This is a genomic window from Pseudomonas baetica (assembly GCF_002813455.1).
Lineage (GTDB): Bacteria > Pseudomonadota > Gammaproteobacteria > Pseudomonadales > Pseudomonadaceae > Aquipseudomonas > Aquipseudomonas baetica.
The window spans coordinates 24718-39860 of record NZ_PHHE01000001.1 but is presented as its reverse complement, the minus strand read 5'-3'; the positions used below and the strand labels follow the sequence as shown (position 1 = coordinate 39860).

Here is a 15143-nt window from a genome sequence, read left to right as displayed (position 1 = left end):
GTCATTTGAAATGAGCGAGTCAGTCAGCCCAGTTCGTCTAGCAGTTATCCAGTTCGACCCTCAGGTCGGTATCGAAAACCAGCGCGAGAACCTTCGCCAGAGCTTGATTCTGGCTCAAGAAGCCGCCAATGGCGGCGCCAATCTGATCGTCCTGCCCGAGCTGTCCAGCACCGGGTATTTCTTCAGCAATCGGCAGGATGCCTTCGATCACTCGGAGTTGATTCCCGATGGCCCCAGTGTTCAGGCGTGGATGAACTTCGCCCGCGAGCACAACGTTTATCTGGCAGCGGGTTTGACCGAGCGAGATGGCATGCGGTTGTTCAATACCGCCGTGCTGGTAGGGCCCGACGGCTTCATTGGCAAATATCGCAAGGCACATCTGTGGAATCTGGAAAAGCTGTGGTTCACGCCAGGCGACCTGGGTTTCCCGGTATTCGAAACGCCCATTGGCCGAATAGGCTTGTTGATCTGCTGGGATATCTGGTTCCCCGAGGTACCGAGGATCCTCACTCAGCAAGGCGCGGACATTATCTGCAGCTTGAACAATTGGGTCTGGACCCCTCCTCCTCTTTTTGACGAGGCCGGCAAATGCATGGCGTCGTATCTGACCATGACAGCCGCACACGTCAACAATGTGTTCATCGCCGCAGCCAGTCGCATCGGCGAGGAACGCGGTGCGCGCTATCTCGGCTGCTCATTGATTGCCGGCACCAATGGCTGGCCGATTGGCGCAGTGGCATCGGCAGATAAACAGGAAATCCTGTTTGCTGATATCGACCTGACCAGCTCACGCAGTGCGCCCATCTGGAACAGTTTGAACGACCTGCATCGTGATCGTCGCGGCGACCTCTACGACTCGATGCTGGGTTACCGCCACCACCCTTGCCTTCCACGCTGACAAGGGGCCTGACCATGGGAAACACTACAGAAGCAAAACTGGCCATCCGCCCGCTCTCCAGAACGCCGATGGACACCTCGATCGTCCTGCTGATGCTTGGCACGATCCTGTCGATCATCTGGCTGTCATTCACTTACCGCACGTCCTGGGCGGCTTCTTGGCCGGACTACAACCACATGGTGTCTAGCCTGCCTGACGCAAGCGCCTGGGTGCGCTGGGTGTTGGGAGACATCAGCGAGGTCGCATTCTACAAACATGAATTCGCCTCAATCGGGCTGCTGGCCGGTGCTTATCTGGCTTACTGGGCGAATCGAACGGGCAAGGCGTGGCAAGGCTTCGCCATTTGTTACGGCAGCGGACTCTGGCCGTGGCTCGTCACCAGCTCTTTGCTTGGCTTGCTGTTGAGCAATCTGCTGTGGGGCTGGACGGTCACTTCAACCAGTTGGCAACCGACCTTTGCCGCCTTCGTCTCTCTGCCGGCGGCCATGGTGTTGATGTTCGGCGGCGGCTGGAAGGTCACGATCAATGGCGCAATCATGGGTGCCCTGCTGGTTACCCCGATGAGCCTGTTGTTCGTCAACTATGTGGTCAACCCGCTCCAATTGCCTGTTGTCATCGGTAACGTCTCGGGCATGGCGGTGGCCAGCGTCCTCGCGTTCCTGCTCTGCCGGTATCTGCCAAGCCTGGTGAAATCCGCTCACACCGACGAAGCAAAAAAATCCACGCCCGCGCCGTTACCCGAAAAGAAACCTGACTACGGCGTCGTATGGAGCTTGCGTCGTGTACTTGCAGACTTTTCCGAGGCACCGTTCTATGGCAACGAATGGGCCAGCCTCGGCCTGATACTGGGCGCTTTGCTGGCATTCACCTTGAACCCGCTGAGTCCGGTTTACGGCTCCGCAGTTTTACCGCAACTGATCGCTGCACAAGCACTGACGTCGGCGCTGGGCGTGGTGATCTGGCGGCGGCAATGGATACAACGCGGCTGGTATCCCACTTACGTGCCACTGGTGTCGGTCGTTCCGGCGGCGGTCCTGACGTATGGTGGCAGCTGGTCGGTGATCGCACTCAGTGCGCTACTTGGCGCGTTGATGGCTCCACCGCTGGCCTGTGCGCTGGCCAAGCGGTTGCCGCCGGACATGCATGGTTTTATCGGCAATGTATTGTCGATGGCCGTGAGCACGGCCGTCATCATTCCGTTGATCGGATGGCTGATCGCTGACTGAAGCCTGCCGTGTTCAGCTGTATCTGGCCTTGAGTTCCAGATACAGCACTCTCTCATCACAACCGTGCGAGGTATCAAATGGCGTTGCCAAAACTAGCAATCGCGGCGGTAGGTGGCACCGTAAGCATGCAAGCAAAGTCTGTCGGCGAGGGCGTCATCCCGACGGTTGACGCACACACCCTTCTGGCTTCGGTGCCGCAATTGCAGACGCAAGCACGCATGACCGTTGAAACCCTTGGGCTGTTGCCCAGCGCATCGCTGGATTTCGACTTCCTGTTGAGTGTTCTTGCCTGGGCGAGCGACCAGGTCAGGCAAGGGGCGATTGGGGTGGTGATTACCCAGGGCACCGACACTCTGGAGGAAACAGCCACATTCCTCGATCATCTATGGGATCACGACGAACCGCTGGTCCTGACCGGCGCCATGCGTTCGGCTGCACATCCCGGCGCCGACGGCCCAGCCAATCTGCTGAATGCCTGCCAGGTGGCATTAGCGGCAAGCAGCCGTCAGCGTGGCGTTCAAGTGGTCATCCATGGGCAGATTCATTCGGCCAATGCCGTACGCAAAGCTGATTCTCTGGCGTTGCAGGCGTTCTCCTCCCCCATCGTCGGGCCCGCCGGATTACTGGTAGAAGACACGGTTCACTATCTACGCCCACCCCACAAGCGCACGGTTCTACCGCTGCCTGGGCACACGGGCCAGAAAATTGCCTTGCTGGAGGCCTCGTTGTCGGCCGATAGCCTGTTTCTGGAAAATGTCATCACGCTCGGCTATGACGGTTTGGTCATTGCTGCCTTTGGTGCAGGACATGTTTCCGAGCAATGGGCCGACGTCATCGAAAGCGTTGCCGGAAAAATACCGGTGATCATTGCGACTCGCACAGGCTCCGGGTCCACGGCTAAATCTACCTATGGATTCAAGGGCAGTGAGATGGATTTGATCCGGCGCGGCGCGGTGATGGCCGGTTTTGTCTGTCCGCGTAAAGCGAGGATCCTGTTGTGGCTGCTGGTCGGTTGCCAGCAACAAAACAACGTATCGAACTTTCTCGCTTGATTAATCCGAGTGTCTAGTCCTGAAATAGGTTTACACCTGTTTCAACCTCAAAACGCCCGATGCACCGCATCGGGCGTTTTGTATTTCAGCGACAGATGAGGCCGCTCGTTGTTATAGATCTGCACCGACTCGTCCACCATCCGGATGGCATCTGCAAAATCTTTGGGCCGATGCAGCATTAACTCGTTTTTCAAAATTCCATTCACACGCTCAGCCAATGCATTTTGGTAGCAGTCGTAGCCATCGGTCATTGAGCAGGTGATGCCGTACTTGGCATGCAGCCGCTGATAAAGCTCGGAGCAGTATTGAACGCCTCTGTCCGAGTGGTGCACCAAGTGTTGTTCCGTTGTCCGCTGCTTCAGGGCTTTGTTGAACGCCTGGATCACCGATTCGGTGTGCAAGCTTTCATGGACATGGTGACCCACGATTTTTCGAGAGTACGCATCGGTGATCAAACTCAGATAAGCCACACCCGTTTGCGTTGGTAAGTAGGTGATGTCCGCAACCCATACTTGCTCTGGTGCCTTGGCGACTACCTGAATCGGCCCATCTTTGAGCAGGTTTGGATGCCGGCGAAAGCGATGATGACTGTCTGTTGTTTTGTGATAGGCCCGCCTGCGAGGAACCAGTTCGCGCCGATCTCGCAAGATATTGAATAAACGGTCTCGACCAACCTTTACGGACATTTCTGGCTCAGTGCGCATTAGATTGTGAAGTTTTCGGGTGCCAAGGCGCGGTTGCCTGAGTCGCTTTTCCCTCACGAATCCCATCACTTCCTGGGCATGACGGGCCCGGGCATCACACGCCCGGTTGCGCTTGTAATAAGCCTGACGGGAAATCCCCATGAATTGGCAAGCCCGACTAATGCTCAGGCCTTGGATCTGCTCTTGGGAGAGGACTTGCCGGATCGCTTTTTTACGACAGAAACACCGAAGTCGTTCTTCAAAACATCAACGACGGCTTCGAAAAACTGAGCTTTCTGGTTGGCTTGGGCAAGCTTTTCTTCAAGCTCTTTGATTCGCTGTTCGGGTGTCAGCGGTTTATCGGGCTTATCCATGGAACGGGGTCTCTTGGAGCGAATGGACGCGCCTTGACTCCAGTCCTGCCGACCATGCCTGCGTAACCAGTTCAGTACGGTCGTTTTACCCTGAATGCCATAACGCTCTTGAGCCTCTTTATAACTCAACTCACCTTTTTCGACTTGATCGACGACCGACAATTTAAAGGTCAGCGTGTAATCACGCTGACTGCGCCTTTCTCCCGTATTCATTACTCCCTCCTGAGAATGGGTCAGAAGGTGTAAACCTTATTCAGGACGGGACAGAGCGCAAAAAAAGGGCCTGCAATTGCAGGCCCTTTTTTATTCGCCGAATCTGTTCAAGGCTTGTGCGCCCGCGACAGAAACTCGTGCGATTGCATCTCCAGCAGACGGCTCAGCGTGCGCTGGAACTCGAAATTCAGGCGCCCGCCGGTGTACAGGTCTTTCAGCTCGACTTCGGCAGAAATGATCAGCTTCACGTTACGGTCGTAGAACTCGTCGACCATGTTGATGAAGCGTCGGGCGATGTCATCGGTAGTGACGCTCATCTGCTCGACACCGCTGAGCAGCACGGCGTGGAAGATTTTGCCCAGTTCGATGTAATCGTTCTGGCTACGCGGGCCGTCGCACAGTTCGCGGAAGTCGAACCAGGCCACGTCATCGCAAGTGCGTAATGCACGAATTTCACGGTTCTCGATCATCAACACGTCGTTCTCGACGGCTGCTGTGCATTCCGGCGTCAGCGCCTTGAAGCTCTTGCGCAAGCTCTCGTGAGCGGCTTCGTCGAGCGGATAGTGGAACAGTTCCGCTTGTTCGAGGTGACGCAGACGATAGTCGACGCCGCTGTCGACGTTGACGATCTCGGTGTTCTGCTTGATCAGCGCAATGGCTGGCAGGAAGCGCGCGCGTTGCAGGCCGTCCTTGTACAGGCCGTCCGGAACGATGTTCGATGTTGCGACCAGGGTTACGCCGTTCTTGAACAGCTCTTCCATCAGCGTGCCGAGAATCATCGCGTCGGTGATGTCAGAAACGAAGAACTCATCGAAGCAGATAACCCGCGATTCAGTCGCAAAACGTTTGGCGATGATGGTCAGCGGGTTTTTCTCGCCGCCGAGGGTTTTCATCTCTTCGTGCACACGCTTCATGAAGCGGTGGAAGTGCGTGCGGGTCTTTTCCTTGAACGGCAGCGCTTCGAAAAAGGTGTCGACCAGGTACGTCTTGCCGCGACCCACGCCGCCCCAGAAATACAGACCCTTGACCGGCGTCTGATCCTTTTTGCCAAACAGTTTGCTCAGCAGGCCCGGCTTGTTCTGATCGGCGGCGATCAGATCCTCGTACAGGCGCTGCAAATGACGCACAGCAGTTTCCTGCGCGGCGTCATGGAAGAAGTCCGGGCGTTTCAGATCAGCTTGGTATCGTTCTAGGGGCGTCATAATTCGTTAGCAAGGCAACAAAAACGGGCCGTCACTGTAGCGACGGCCCGTGGGAATGGCAATCAGCCCTTGGTCGGGCCGAGCCGCGGATTATTCCTGAACCGGTGTCAGAGCAACGCGCAGAGCCTCTACGGCCGCCTCGCGTGCCGCGCTGTCAGCGAACGCCGGGCTGTCGCCGACGCACTCGCCTTCCAGCCACACGCTGAAGCTCAGGTCTTCGCTGCGCACGTCCAGTGGTTGGCCGGATTGCAGTTGCTTGGTCACCTGCCCTGCGGTTTTGCCATCGGCGAAGTTGCGCGACAGCAGCAGTTGCTCGCCATCGGCCGCCAGCAGACGGAAACGGAAGCTGCCGTCGTCCTCACGGAAACTGACGAAGCGTGCTGCTTTCGCGGCTTTCTTCTTGGTGGTCGCAGCCACTTGAACCTGATTGACGAACGAACGCAGGCCAACCGCTTCACGCAGTTCGTTGAGGAACGGCGTGGCCACGGCGCGGGCCTTTTTGGCGCCGATCTGCAGGATGTCTTCCAGATCCGCCGGACGCTCGATCAACTGGTGATACTTGTCGCGCGCCTCGCCCAAATCATTGTCGAGCAGCTGGAACAGACGGTTCTTCGCCTCACCCCAGCCCAGACCGCCGAGCAGTTCGCTGCGGAATTCGTCAGCCTGCGCTGGCGTGGCGAATGCCTGGAACAGGGTGAACAGATGCGAGTTGTCCGGATCCTTGGCTTCGCCCGGCGCTTTGGAGTCGGTGACGATCCGCGAGATCGCGTCCTTCATTTCCTTGGCGCTGGAGAACAACGGGATGGTGTTGTCGTAGCTCTTCGACATCTTGCGACCGTCGAGGCCTGGCAACGTCGCCACGCTTTCCTCGATCAGCGCTTCGGGCATGGTGAAGAACTCTTTGCCCTGACCGAACAGGTGGTTGAAACGCTGGCCGATGTCGCGGGCCATTTCCACGTGCTGAATCTGATCGCGACCGACCGGCACCTTGTGCGCGTTGAACATCAGGATGTCCGCGGCCATCAGCACCGGATAGCTGTAGAGGCCCATGGTGATGCCGGCATCCGGGTCTTCGCCGGTCTCGACGTTCTTGTCCACCGAGGCCTTGTAGGCGTGGGCGCGGTTGAGCAGGCCCTTGGCCGCGACGCAGGTCAGCAACCAGGTCAGCTCGGGGATTTCCGGAATATCGGACTGGCGGTAGAAGGTCACACGATCGACATCCAGGCCACCGGCCAGCCAGGTCGCAGCGATTTCCAGACGCGAGCGCTGGATGCGCAGCGGGTCGTCGCATTTGATCAGGGCGTGGTAGTCGGCCAGAAAGTAGAACGAATCGGCATTGCTGTCGCGGCTGGCGAGGATCGCCGGGCGAATGGCGCCGGCGTAGTTGCCCAGGTGCGGCGTGCCGGTGGTGGTGATGCCGGTAAGGATACGGGTACGGTTCGTCATGGGTAATCGCTTGTCAGACTGCAATCAATTCGAGAGACGCGGCAGGATCAGATCCTTGAGATCGGTCAACTTGCCATGAAAAAAGTGTCCGCATTCTGCCACTTTCAGCAGCTCATGGGGGCGCTGGAGTTTTTCAGACCATTGGTAAACCCGTTGCGGATCGATCACTTCGTCGGTTTCCGGCTGAATCACGGTCAACTCGCCATGCTCTGGCAGTTGATCCTGATCGCTCAGGCGCATTACCGCTGGAGCGACCATGAACAGATGGTTGAGCTGCACGCCTTGGGCTTCGAGACGACCACCGAGACTTGCTGCAACAAATCCGCCGAAGGAAAAACCGAACAGAGTCAGTGACAGATCCGGGTGTTTTTCTCGCAGCCATGCAGCAGCGGCCTGAGCGTCATCGACTTCGCCAGTACCCATATCGTGCGTCCCTTCGCTGGCACCAACGCCGCGATAGTTGAAACGCAAGGTAATCAGGCCGGCGTCGCGCGCGGTGCGCTGCAGGGTCGAGACGACCTTGTTGAGCATGGTGCCGCCCTGCACCGGGTTCGGATGGCAGATCAGCGCGATGCCGCGCGGCTGCTCGTTATCCAGATACAAAGCTTCCAGTTGACCGACTGGGCCATCAATCACTACAGGGGTTTCACGCATCAGCAAGGAAGGAACTCCGTGACCTCGAATCGGGTCGACTCGTCTAGCAAATTGTCTGTGCCAATCTATTGCGAGTGAATCGCGGTATACAGCGCAGGTTCGAGCCGTTAACGTAAAGCAAAGCCGTTTATAGAGGAAGGACTCGTGGAACACTCGCTCTTAGTTTGGTTGTTACCGACTCTTGCCCTGGTTGTGGGTGTCGCCATTGGATTCCTGATCGCGCGTGTTGCGCCGAACGCGGCGCCGAGCCGTACGCAGCGTCAACTGGATGATATCCAGGAGCGTTTCGACAGTTATCAAAACGAGGTGGTCACCCACTTCAACAGCACCGCGATGCTGGTAAAGAAGCTGACCCAGAGCTATCAGGAAGTGCAGGATCATCTCGCCGAGGGCGCCAATCGTCTGGCCCTGGACGAGCAGACCCGCCAGCGCTTGATCGCTGCCCTGCACGCTGACGCTGCGCAGGCACCGCGCGAACGCCTGACGCCACCGCGCGATCAGGAGCCACCGCGCGACTACGCACCGAAGACCCCGAACTCGCCGGGCATGCTCGATGAGCATTATGGTCTGAAGAAGTAATCGGGTTTCGCGCCCAACAAAAAGCCCCCGGACAATGCTGTTGTCCGGGGGCTTTTTTGTATCTGCTGATTTTGCGGTGACAACACGGGCCTCTTCGCGGGCAAGCCCGCTCCCACAGGGGTCTGGTGTGGAACACAGGTTTTGTGGCCACCGCCAATACCTGTGGGAGCGGGCTTGCCCGCGAAGAGGCCGGCACTGCCCAGACAAAAAAATGCCCGATCACAGGACCGGGCATTTCTTCATTCAGGCAATCAGTTACGGATACTGCAGAACCGTACCCGGTTGCTGTTGCTGTTGCTGACCACCTTACTGCTCCCACAGGGGTCTGGTGTGGAACACAGGTTTTGTGGCCACCGCCAATACCTGTGGGAGCGGGCTTGCCCGCGAAGAGGCCGGCACTGCCCGGACAAAAAAATGGTTCTTCACGGATTACCGGGAAAGACGCTCTTGATTTTCATGAAAAAGAATTCGCTATCCCGGTAACCGTACGCCATCCGTTTGATAACCTTTATTCGATTGTTTATGCCTTCCAACTGCCCCGTGTGCATCGGCCAGCGAACCCGGCTGACGATTCCCCGCCAGTAACCCTTTAGCCGTTTGGCGAACAGGATCAGAGCCGGTATCGCGCTTTCATCAGCGTGGCGCAGCCATTGCTTCCAGGCTGATCTCCAGCCCCAGGCGGTACTTGGCGTCCAGAGCGTTTTGAGTTCAGCTTTCATCAAGTAGACCGTCATCAACGCTTGGTTGGCCGCCAGCAAATCCTCCAAGCGGACCTGTTGCTCCGGTGTTTTCAGGTTCTGCGGGTTGCGCAGGAGCAGCCAACGCGCTTGCTTGATGACCTTTCGGGCCGGCTTGTCGTGACGCAGTCGATTGGCTTCGTCGACGCGAACCCGATCAATCACCTCTCGGCCATATTTGGCCACCACATGGAAAAGATCGTAGACCACTCGCGCTTTTGGGCAGTGCTGACGAACCTCCAGATCAAAAGCGGTGTTCATGTCCATTGCCACCGCTTCGATTCGGGCGCACCCCTCTGGCCCCAGCTCTTCGAAAAATGGCCTGACCGCCGCCCGGCTGCGGCCTTCGCCGATCCACAGCACCCGTCGCGTATCCGCATCCAGAACAACGCTGGCATAACGATGACCTTTGAACAATGCGAACTCGTCCATCACCAAACGTCGCGGTTGCGCCTTTGGCAAAACGCTCAATGCTGCTTGCAAGGCTCGACGCTCCAGCACCCGAACGGTCTCCCAATGCAGCCCAAACATCTGCGCTACGTGCAACGTGGGAAGGCGTTCACAGGCTTGAATGACCGCCTCTGCCAGACGCCGTGTCATACGGGCATAGCGATCCAGCCAACTGACGGCCTCCATGCGTTTGCCACAGTCGCGGCAACCAACGCGTCGGAGCAAAACGCTCAGGCGTACTGCGCGACCGAGAATGGGTAAATCACGAATGACTCGCTGGCAATACTCATGCGTGGTTGAACAGGGTTTTTGGCACCCACCACAGGAAGGGAATCGGGTGGCGTGGGGTGTAAGATCGATCTGGAGGGCATCACCATCAGGCTTGATCGTGACGACAGAAAAGCCCTCCCAAAAAGGAAGGAAAGTATTAATATCGCGCATAAGAACGCCGGTTTGTTAGATGTGTTTGCTCGCACGAACATCATCAAGCAAATCGGCGTTCTTGTTTCTGTGTTTCCCGGGATTCCGTGAAGAACCAAAAAAATGCCCGATCACAGGACCGGGCATTTCTTCATTCAGGCAATCGGTTACGGATACTGCTGAACCGTACCCGGCTGCTGCTGACCACCGTACTGCTCCCACAGGGGTCTGGTGTGGAACACAGGTTTTGTGGCCACCGCCAATACCTGTGGGAGCTTGCCCGCGAAGAGGCCGGCACTGCCCAGACAAAAAATGCCCGATCACAGGACCGGGCATTTTTTCATTCAGGCAATCAGTTACGGATACTGCTGAACCGTACCCGGCTGCTGCTGACCACCGTACTGCTCCCACAGGGGTCAGGTGTGGAACACAGGTTTTGTGGCCACCGCCAATACCTGTGGGAGCTTGCCCGCGAAGAGGCCGGCACTGCCCAGACAAAAAATGCCCGATCACAGGACCGGGCATTTTTTCATTCAGGCAATCAGTTACGGATACTGCTGAACCGTACCCGGCTGCTGCTGACCACCGTACTGCTCCCACAGGGGTCAGGTGTGGAACACAGATTTTGTGGCCACCGCCAATACCTGTGGGAGCGGGCTTGCCCGCGAAGAGGACGGCACTGCCCAGACAAAAAAATACCCGATCACAGGACCGGGCATCTCTTCATTCAGGCAATCGGTTACGGATACTGCTGAACCGTACCCGGCTGCTGCTGACCACCGTACTGCTCCCACAGGGGTCTGGTGTGGAACACAGGTTTTGTGGCCACCGCCAATACCTGTGGGAGCTTGCCCGCGAAGAGGCCGGCACTGCCCTGACAAAAAAATGCCCGATCACAGGACCGGGCATTTATTTATTCAGGCAATCAGTTACGGATACTGCTGAACCGTACCCGGCTGCTGTTGCTGACCACCGTACTGCTGACCCGGAATCGCTTTCAGGTTGACTTCAACGCGGCGGTTCTGCGCGCGGCCATTCACGTCACCGTTGCTGGCAATCGGGTTATCCGGACCGGCGCCGCGGGCCGACAGGTTGGCACCGCTGACACCTTGGGAGGTCAGGTAGGTCGCCACGCTCTGCGCACGACGCTGGGACAGGTCCATGTTGTGCTGGCGGCTGCCGGTGCTGTCGGTGTAGCCGACGATTTCGATCTGGTTCTGGTTGAACTCTTTCAACGAGTTGGCCAGATTATTCAGTGGCTGGTAGAAGCTCGACGCGATGTTCGCCGAATCGGTGGCGAAGGTGATGTTGCCCGGCATGATCAGCTTGATCTGATCGCCTTGACGCTGCACTTCAACGCCGGTGTTGGCCATGCTGGCGCGCAGTTTCTTCTCCTGCTGGTCGGCGTAGTAACCGTAACCGGCCGCCGAAGCACCGACCACGGCCGCACCGATCAAGGCCCCCTTGCCACGGTTATCGTGACCGATAGCAGCACCGGCCAGTGCACCGGCCAGAGCACCGAGGCCACCGTACTTGGCGGTCTTGCTCATGCCTTGGGAGCCACCGTCGGCCTGACCCTGATTGTCATAGGGGTTAGGCGAGGCGCAGCCGGACAGCACAGCTACAGCAGTAGCGACAATAATCAAACGACGCGTGGTGAACATGGAGAGCTCCTACTTTTCTGCATTCGGTGGTGCAGCGGTCGTTTGGCAATAAACCTCTGCGGGCGTTGGATCATAACAATGCACAAAAATTCCGCCGGCCACCCGTGACAAAATATTTAGGCCCGTACAAACGGGTTCTCGCGCATCTCATCGCCCAGACGCGTATCCGGACCGTGCCCGGCAACGACGATTGCGTCCTCGTCCAGGGTGTACAGCCGCTGCTTGATCGAGCGCACGATGGTGGCCTGATCACCGCCCCACAAATCCGTGCGCCCTACGCCGCGACGAAACAGCGTGTCACCGGCAATCAACAGCTTAGCCTCGGAAAACCAAAAACTCATGGAACCGGGTGTATGTCCTGGCGTGTGCAGGGCAACGCCGCAACCGCAGGCGAGTTCTTCGTCGTCACTGAGCCAGCGATCCGGAGGTGGCACCGGGGTGTAGGGCACACCGAACATCTGGCACTGCATTTCGAGGTTGTCCCAGAGGAACTGGTCTTCCTTGTGCAAATGCAGGGTGGCACCGGTTTTTTCTTTCATCTGGCCGGAAGCGAGGAAGTGGTCGAGATGCGCGTGGGTGTGGATGATGCTGACGACTTTAAGGCCATGCGCATCGAGGCGCGCCATGATCAGGTCAGGGTTGCCGCCAGGGTCGACGACGATGGCTTTGTTGGTGACCGGATCGCCGATGATCGTGCAGTTGCACTGCAAAGGGCCTACAGGGAAGGTTTCGCGTATAAGCTTATATTTTGCGGCTTCCATAGGTGTTCCTATATAATTATTGGCACAATTTTGTCACACCGAGAATAAAAATGGCGACACTTCGAAAGCGTGGCCCGGCTCAGTGGCAGGTTCAGGTCAGACGAAAAGGATGGCCCCTGCAAACCAAGACATTCAATACCCAGGCCGAAGCAAAGACATGGGCGACCATGATCGAGCGCGAGATGGACGCGGGCGCGTTCGTCAGCCGAAATGAGGCCGAATCTACCTCATTCTCTACGGCTCTGGAGACGTATGCTAGCGAAGTGACCAGCAAGAAGAGGAGCAGCGCCTCGGAACTTTCTCGGATTCAGGCCATGCAGCGACATCCGCTAGCCCTGAGATCGCTGGCAAGCATTCGTGGTGCCGATCTGGCCAGCTACCGTGATAGTCGGCTCGCTGAAGGCTTAGCTCCGGCAACTGTGCGCCGAGAGCTAGCTCTGATCTCTCACGTCTTTACCATTGCCCGCAAAGAATGGCGCATGGAGTCGCTAAGCAATCCCGTCGAACTGATACGCCAACCTAGCGTCGACGACGCGCGCGATCGCCGTATCCTCAGCGCTGATGTCTGGACACTCGAAGCTGGAAAGCTCGTAAAAGAACACATCGACGAGTTAGAGATGATTCGACGCTACTCTCGATCAACTGAGCTGCCCCAGATTGTAACTTTCGCGGTGGAGACAGCCATGCGCCGGGGGGAAATCTGTAGCCTTCTGCGAACCAATGTAAATTTGGATAAGCGAGTCGCTCTGCTCCCGATGACCAAAAACGGATCTGCACGAGGGGTGCCACTGTCTAGCAAAGCAGTAGAGGTACTTAAAAGCTTGCCCGAGCGAGATAGGGAGGATACCTACTTCAAGAGCAGACCTGACACCATCACCAAGGCATTCGCTGACGCTATTGAGGACGCTCGCCAGGCGTACCATGGATTATTGGAGCGCCACATGAAACAGAAGAAGTTACCCAAGGATAAGATCGACAAGCGAATTGCCGAAGACCCTTTCTTGGTTAACCTTCGCTTCCACGATCTACGCCACGAGGCGACATCACGCCTAGCTGACATTTTCCCGCTGCACGAACTAACCAAGATCACCGGACACCAAGACACCCGAATGCTGATGCGTTACTACCACCCAAAAACAGAGGATCTCGCAAAGAAACTTGCCTAACGCCTTTTTCGCAACAGCAAGGGATCGATGAACCAAGGGATTTGTGTCTGAACTCATCGCATCGTGGTGTGCCATCAATACCCTTGGCATACGCTCCGATCAGGCATGATTTCGCCTGCATTGTGCTTTTGGGCGCATACAGCAATATCCACCCCGAATGGAAGCGGCAGATGCACGACCTCCCCATAGGCTACCTCGATCTTTTTCGAGATCGCCTGATTGGACTGCAGTGCCTGCACATCAGTCGGCACCGCCAGCTTGAGTTGCTGACCGTTAGCATTGAACGAGTAGTTTCGTCCCACCTGGTAGTTCAGATCGATTGCCACTGTTGCGCCGGTTGCGCTCGACGAAATGATTTCAGCAGTGCCATCAACCACCCCAATACCCAGTGAACAGCTTGTGTTGGATTGGTTGCAAGCACGCACATCCATAGGTGGATAACTGAGTTTGGTTGCCCCTCCGGAAGACTCTCGGACATCCAAGCGCCCTCCGACACCATGCGCATGCTGACCGAACAGATCCGGACCATAAGCGGAAACAGTGACAACTGCCGAATCCCTCGGGACAGATTTTTCACCTGCACAACCAGCAACCATCGCGAAGGCACACAAAGCAGCGAATCGAAACCCAATTTGCATGTAGCGAAATCCTTTAAATTGATTGGTTACGCCTACCTTGATGTTCGGCGCGTCGAGGCAACATATCTGGCCAGCAGACAGAATGCATTCCAACTACGTGTCATTTCGAGCGAACAAAACCGACGTCGACATGAAGCGCTGTATTTAGCCCAGGGGAGGTACGTCAGCTCAGGCTTGCTGACGCAGGTGACGCCGCGTATTGAGCAATCGTCCGCTCGACATGTGCATCGGCGCGGCGATAGATTACCGGGAGCTCCGCGTCGAATGCTCGCGAAACGTCTTCAAATGTCGGCGTCGCTTGCCCGTCGCAACCGCGACGCAGACGAGCTTTCACTTTGTCGTATACCTTTGCTAGCACTTGGCTCTGCTCGACATAGCGGCGCAGGCTCGACAGCTTGTAGGGATCAGAGAAGTTTTTAGCAGACGCTTCGATCAGCGCCTCGTATTTAGACATGTCCACGGCGAAAGCAGGTTCAGTGTAGAAGTAGTGATAACAAGCTGTCCTGATTCGTTCGTCCGCTTCGTACTGCTGCTGCCGCAGCAGATCCTCTTCCTCCTCTGCCTCCTCGTCAGCTTGAATTTTCCTCGTGACCAGCATTTCTGCTTTTGAAGCAATGGCCAGTAGCTCCATGTCGTCCCCTTCAAAAGCGATCTGCTTAAGAAAGGTCGCTACGCCCAGCAGTTTGTAGTCCAGGAAAAAGTCGTGATCTAGATAATCCCCGTCGATGTTTTGTTGTGATTCCAGTTTCTCTACCCATGCTTCGAGGTTTGTTTTTATCGCTTCGCGCATCCAATTGCCCTTATTCAAATTCAGCCCGTACATGCTGTGTTTTTCTACAGATAAGGCACTATGCTATCAGGTCACTGGAAATCCTAGCCCCCTGCAATAGTGGACTGGATGGCGCGGGAAGCCAGAAACCGCACCGGCGACATAAGGGCATACCTCCTGTCGTAGATGCGTACGGTACGATTTTTCCCGT

General features: G+C 56.8%; 15 protein-coding genes. 6 read left to right on the top strand and 9 right to left on the bottom strand.

What is annotated here, in order from left to right; genetic code table 11:
• The first annotated feature begins 10 nt into the window (after positions 1–10).
• The 3 genes from ATI02_RS00165 to ATI02_RS00155 all read left to right on the top strand — a co-directional run bounded on the left by ATI02_RS00165 (position 11) and on the right by ATI02_RS00155 (position 3176).
• Complete coding sequence (locus ATI02_RS00165) at positions 11–898, top strand: nitrilase family protein (protein WP_095190828.1); 888 nt, start codon at positions 11–13, stop codon at positions 896–898.
• 14 nt (positions 899–912) lie between these two features.
• Entirely contained in the window at positions 913–2124 is a 1212-nt protein-coding gene (locus tag ATI02_RS00160; RefSeq protein ID WP_095190829.1) for a threonine/serine exporter family protein, read from the top strand.
• A 77-nt stretch (positions 2125–2201) separates the two neighbouring features.
• Complete coding sequence (locus ATI02_RS00155; RefSeq protein ID WP_100845123.1) at positions 2202–3176, top strand: asparaginase; 975 nt, start codon at positions 2202–2204, stop codon at positions 3174–3176.
• Positions 3177–3223: 47 nt separating this feature from the next.
• Here ATI02_RS00155 and ATI02_RS00150 read toward each other — a convergent pair.
• The 4 genes from ATI02_RS00150 to ATI02_RS00135 all read right to left on the bottom strand — a co-directional run bounded on the left by ATI02_RS00150 (position 3224) and on the right by ATI02_RS00135 (position 7748).
• Positions 3224–4446, bottom strand: a protein-coding gene (locus ATI02_RS00150) for an IS3 family transposase (protein ID WP_095190254.1) whose coding sequence is annotated in 2 segments (ribosomal slippage) — positions 3224–4095 and positions 4095–4446 — 1224 coding nt in all. Because the reading frame shifts where the segments join, the coding sequence is not laid out codon by codon here.
• Positions 4447–4553: 107 nt separating this feature from the next.
• Entirely contained in the window at positions 4554–5648 is a 1095-nt protein-coding gene (gene zapE, locus ATI02_RS00145; RefSeq protein WP_034156483.1) for a cell division protein ZapE, read from the bottom strand.
• 90 nt (positions 5649–5738) lie between these two features.
• Positions 5739–7094 (bottom strand): tryptophan--tRNA ligase, encoded by a 1356-nt coding sequence (locus ATI02_RS00140; RefSeq protein WP_100845122.1) that lies wholly within the window; start codon positions 7092–7094, stop codon positions 5739–5741.
• A gap of 24 nt (positions 7095–7118) precedes the next feature.
• Positions 7119–7748 (bottom strand): alpha/beta hydrolase, encoded by a 630-nt coding sequence (locus ATI02_RS00135; RefSeq protein ID WP_095190833.1) that lies wholly within the window; start codon positions 7746–7748, stop codon positions 7119–7121.
• Positions 7749–7892: 144 nt separating this feature from the next.
• On the opposite strand from ATI02_RS00135, the gene ATI02_RS00130 reads away from it, so the two are divergent.
• Positions 7893–8327, top strand: a complete 435-nt coding sequence (locus ATI02_RS00130) for a Z-ring associated ZapG family protein (RefSeq protein WP_064392879.1) — start codon at positions 7893–7895, stop codon at positions 8325–8327.
• Between the two features lie 422 nt (positions 8328–8749).
• On the opposite strand, the gene ATI02_RS00125 is transcribed toward ATI02_RS00130, so the two are convergent.
• Positions 8750–9901 (bottom strand): ISL3 family transposase, encoded by a 1152-nt coding sequence (locus ATI02_RS00125; RefSeq protein ID WP_238156162.1) that lies wholly within the window; start codon positions 9899–9901, stop codon positions 8750–8752.
• Here ATI02_RS00125 and ATI02_RS32490 point away from each other — a divergent pair.
• Entirely contained in the window at positions 9824–10045 is a 222-nt protein-coding gene (locus ATI02_RS32490; protein WP_238156161.1) for a hypothetical protein, read from the top strand. The genes ATI02_RS00125 and ATI02_RS32490 overlap by 78 nt on opposite strands.
• An 818-nt stretch (positions 10046–10863) precedes the next feature.
• Here ATI02_RS32490 and ATI02_RS00120 read toward each other — a convergent pair.
• Entirely contained in the window at positions 10864–11598 is a 735-nt protein-coding gene (locus tag ATI02_RS00120; protein ID WP_016773250.1) for a YiaD family glycine zipper/OmpA-like lipoprotein, read from the bottom strand.
• 116 nt (positions 11599–11714) lie between these two features.
• On the bottom strand, positions 11715–12359 hold the full coding sequence (locus ATI02_RS00115) for an MBL fold metallo-hydrolase (RefSeq protein WP_100845120.1): 645 nt from the start codon (positions 12357–12359) through the stop codon (positions 11715–11717).
• 50 nt (positions 12360–12409) lie between these two features.
• Between ATI02_RS00115 and ATI02_RS00110 the strand changes: the two genes are divergently transcribed.
• Positions 12410–13525, top strand: a complete 1116-nt coding sequence (locus ATI02_RS00110) for a tyrosine-type recombinase/integrase (RefSeq protein ID WP_100845119.1) — start codon at positions 12410–12412, stop codon at positions 13523–13525.
• Positions 13526–13599: 74 nt separating this feature from the next.
• On the opposite strand, the gene ATI02_RS00105 is transcribed toward ATI02_RS00110, so the two are convergent.
• Together ATI02_RS00105 and ATI02_RS00100 are read right to left on the bottom strand one after the other, a co-directional pair.
• The gene (locus ATI02_RS00105; protein ID WP_238156276.1) at positions 13600–14256 is read right to left on the bottom strand and encodes a hypothetical protein; all 657 of its coding nucleotides are present in this window, start codon (positions 14254–14256) and stop codon (positions 13600–13602) included.
• Positions 14257–14326: 70 nt separating this feature from the next.
• On the bottom strand, positions 14327–14986 hold the full coding sequence (locus ATI02_RS00100; protein ID WP_100845117.1) for a hypothetical protein: 660 nt from the start codon (positions 14984–14986) through the stop codon (positions 14327–14329).
• Between the last annotated feature and the right edge of the window lie 157 nt (positions 14987–15143).

Bases quoted from the DNA above. Each gene is read 5' to 3' on its own strand.
- ATI02_RS00160 (WP_095190829.1), top strand. From the start codon at position 913: ATGGGAAACACTACAGAAGCAAAACTGGCCATCCGCCCGCTCTCCAGA.
- zapE (WP_034156483.1), bottom strand. From the start codon at position 5,648: ATGACGCCCCTAGAACGATACCAAGCTGATCTGAAACGCCCGGACTTC.
- ATI02_RS00140 (WP_100845122.1), bottom strand. From the start codon at position 7,094: ATGACGAACCGTACCCGTATCCTTACCGGCATCACCACCACCGGCACG.
- ATI02_RS00120 (WP_016773250.1), bottom strand. From the start codon at position 11,598: ATGTTCACCACGCGTCGTTTGATTATTGTCGCTACTGCTGTAGCTGTG.
- ATI02_RS00110 (WP_100845119.1), top strand. From the start codon at position 12,410: ATGGCGACACTTCGAAAGCGTGGCCCGGCTCAGTGGCAGGTTCAGGTC.
- ATI02_RS00165 (WP_095190828.1), top strand. From the start codon at position 11: ATGAGCGAGTCAGTCAGCCCAGTTCGTCTAGCAGTTATCCAGTTCGAC.
- ATI02_RS00100 (WP_100845117.1), bottom strand. From the start codon at position 14,986: ATGTACGGGCTGAATTTGAATAAGGGCAATTGGATGCGCGAAGCGATA.
- ATI02_RS00115 (WP_100845120.1), bottom strand. From the start codon at position 12,359: ATGGAAGCCGCAAAATATAAGCTTATACGCGAAACCTTCCCTGTAGGC.
- ATI02_RS00155 (WP_100845123.1), top strand. From the start codon at position 2,202: ATGGCGTTGCCAAAACTAGCAATCGCGGCGGTAGGTGGCACCGTAAGC.
- ATI02_RS00135 (WP_095190833.1), bottom strand. From the start codon at position 7,748: ATGCGTGAAACCCCTGTAGTGATTGATGGCCCAGTCGGTCAACTGGAA.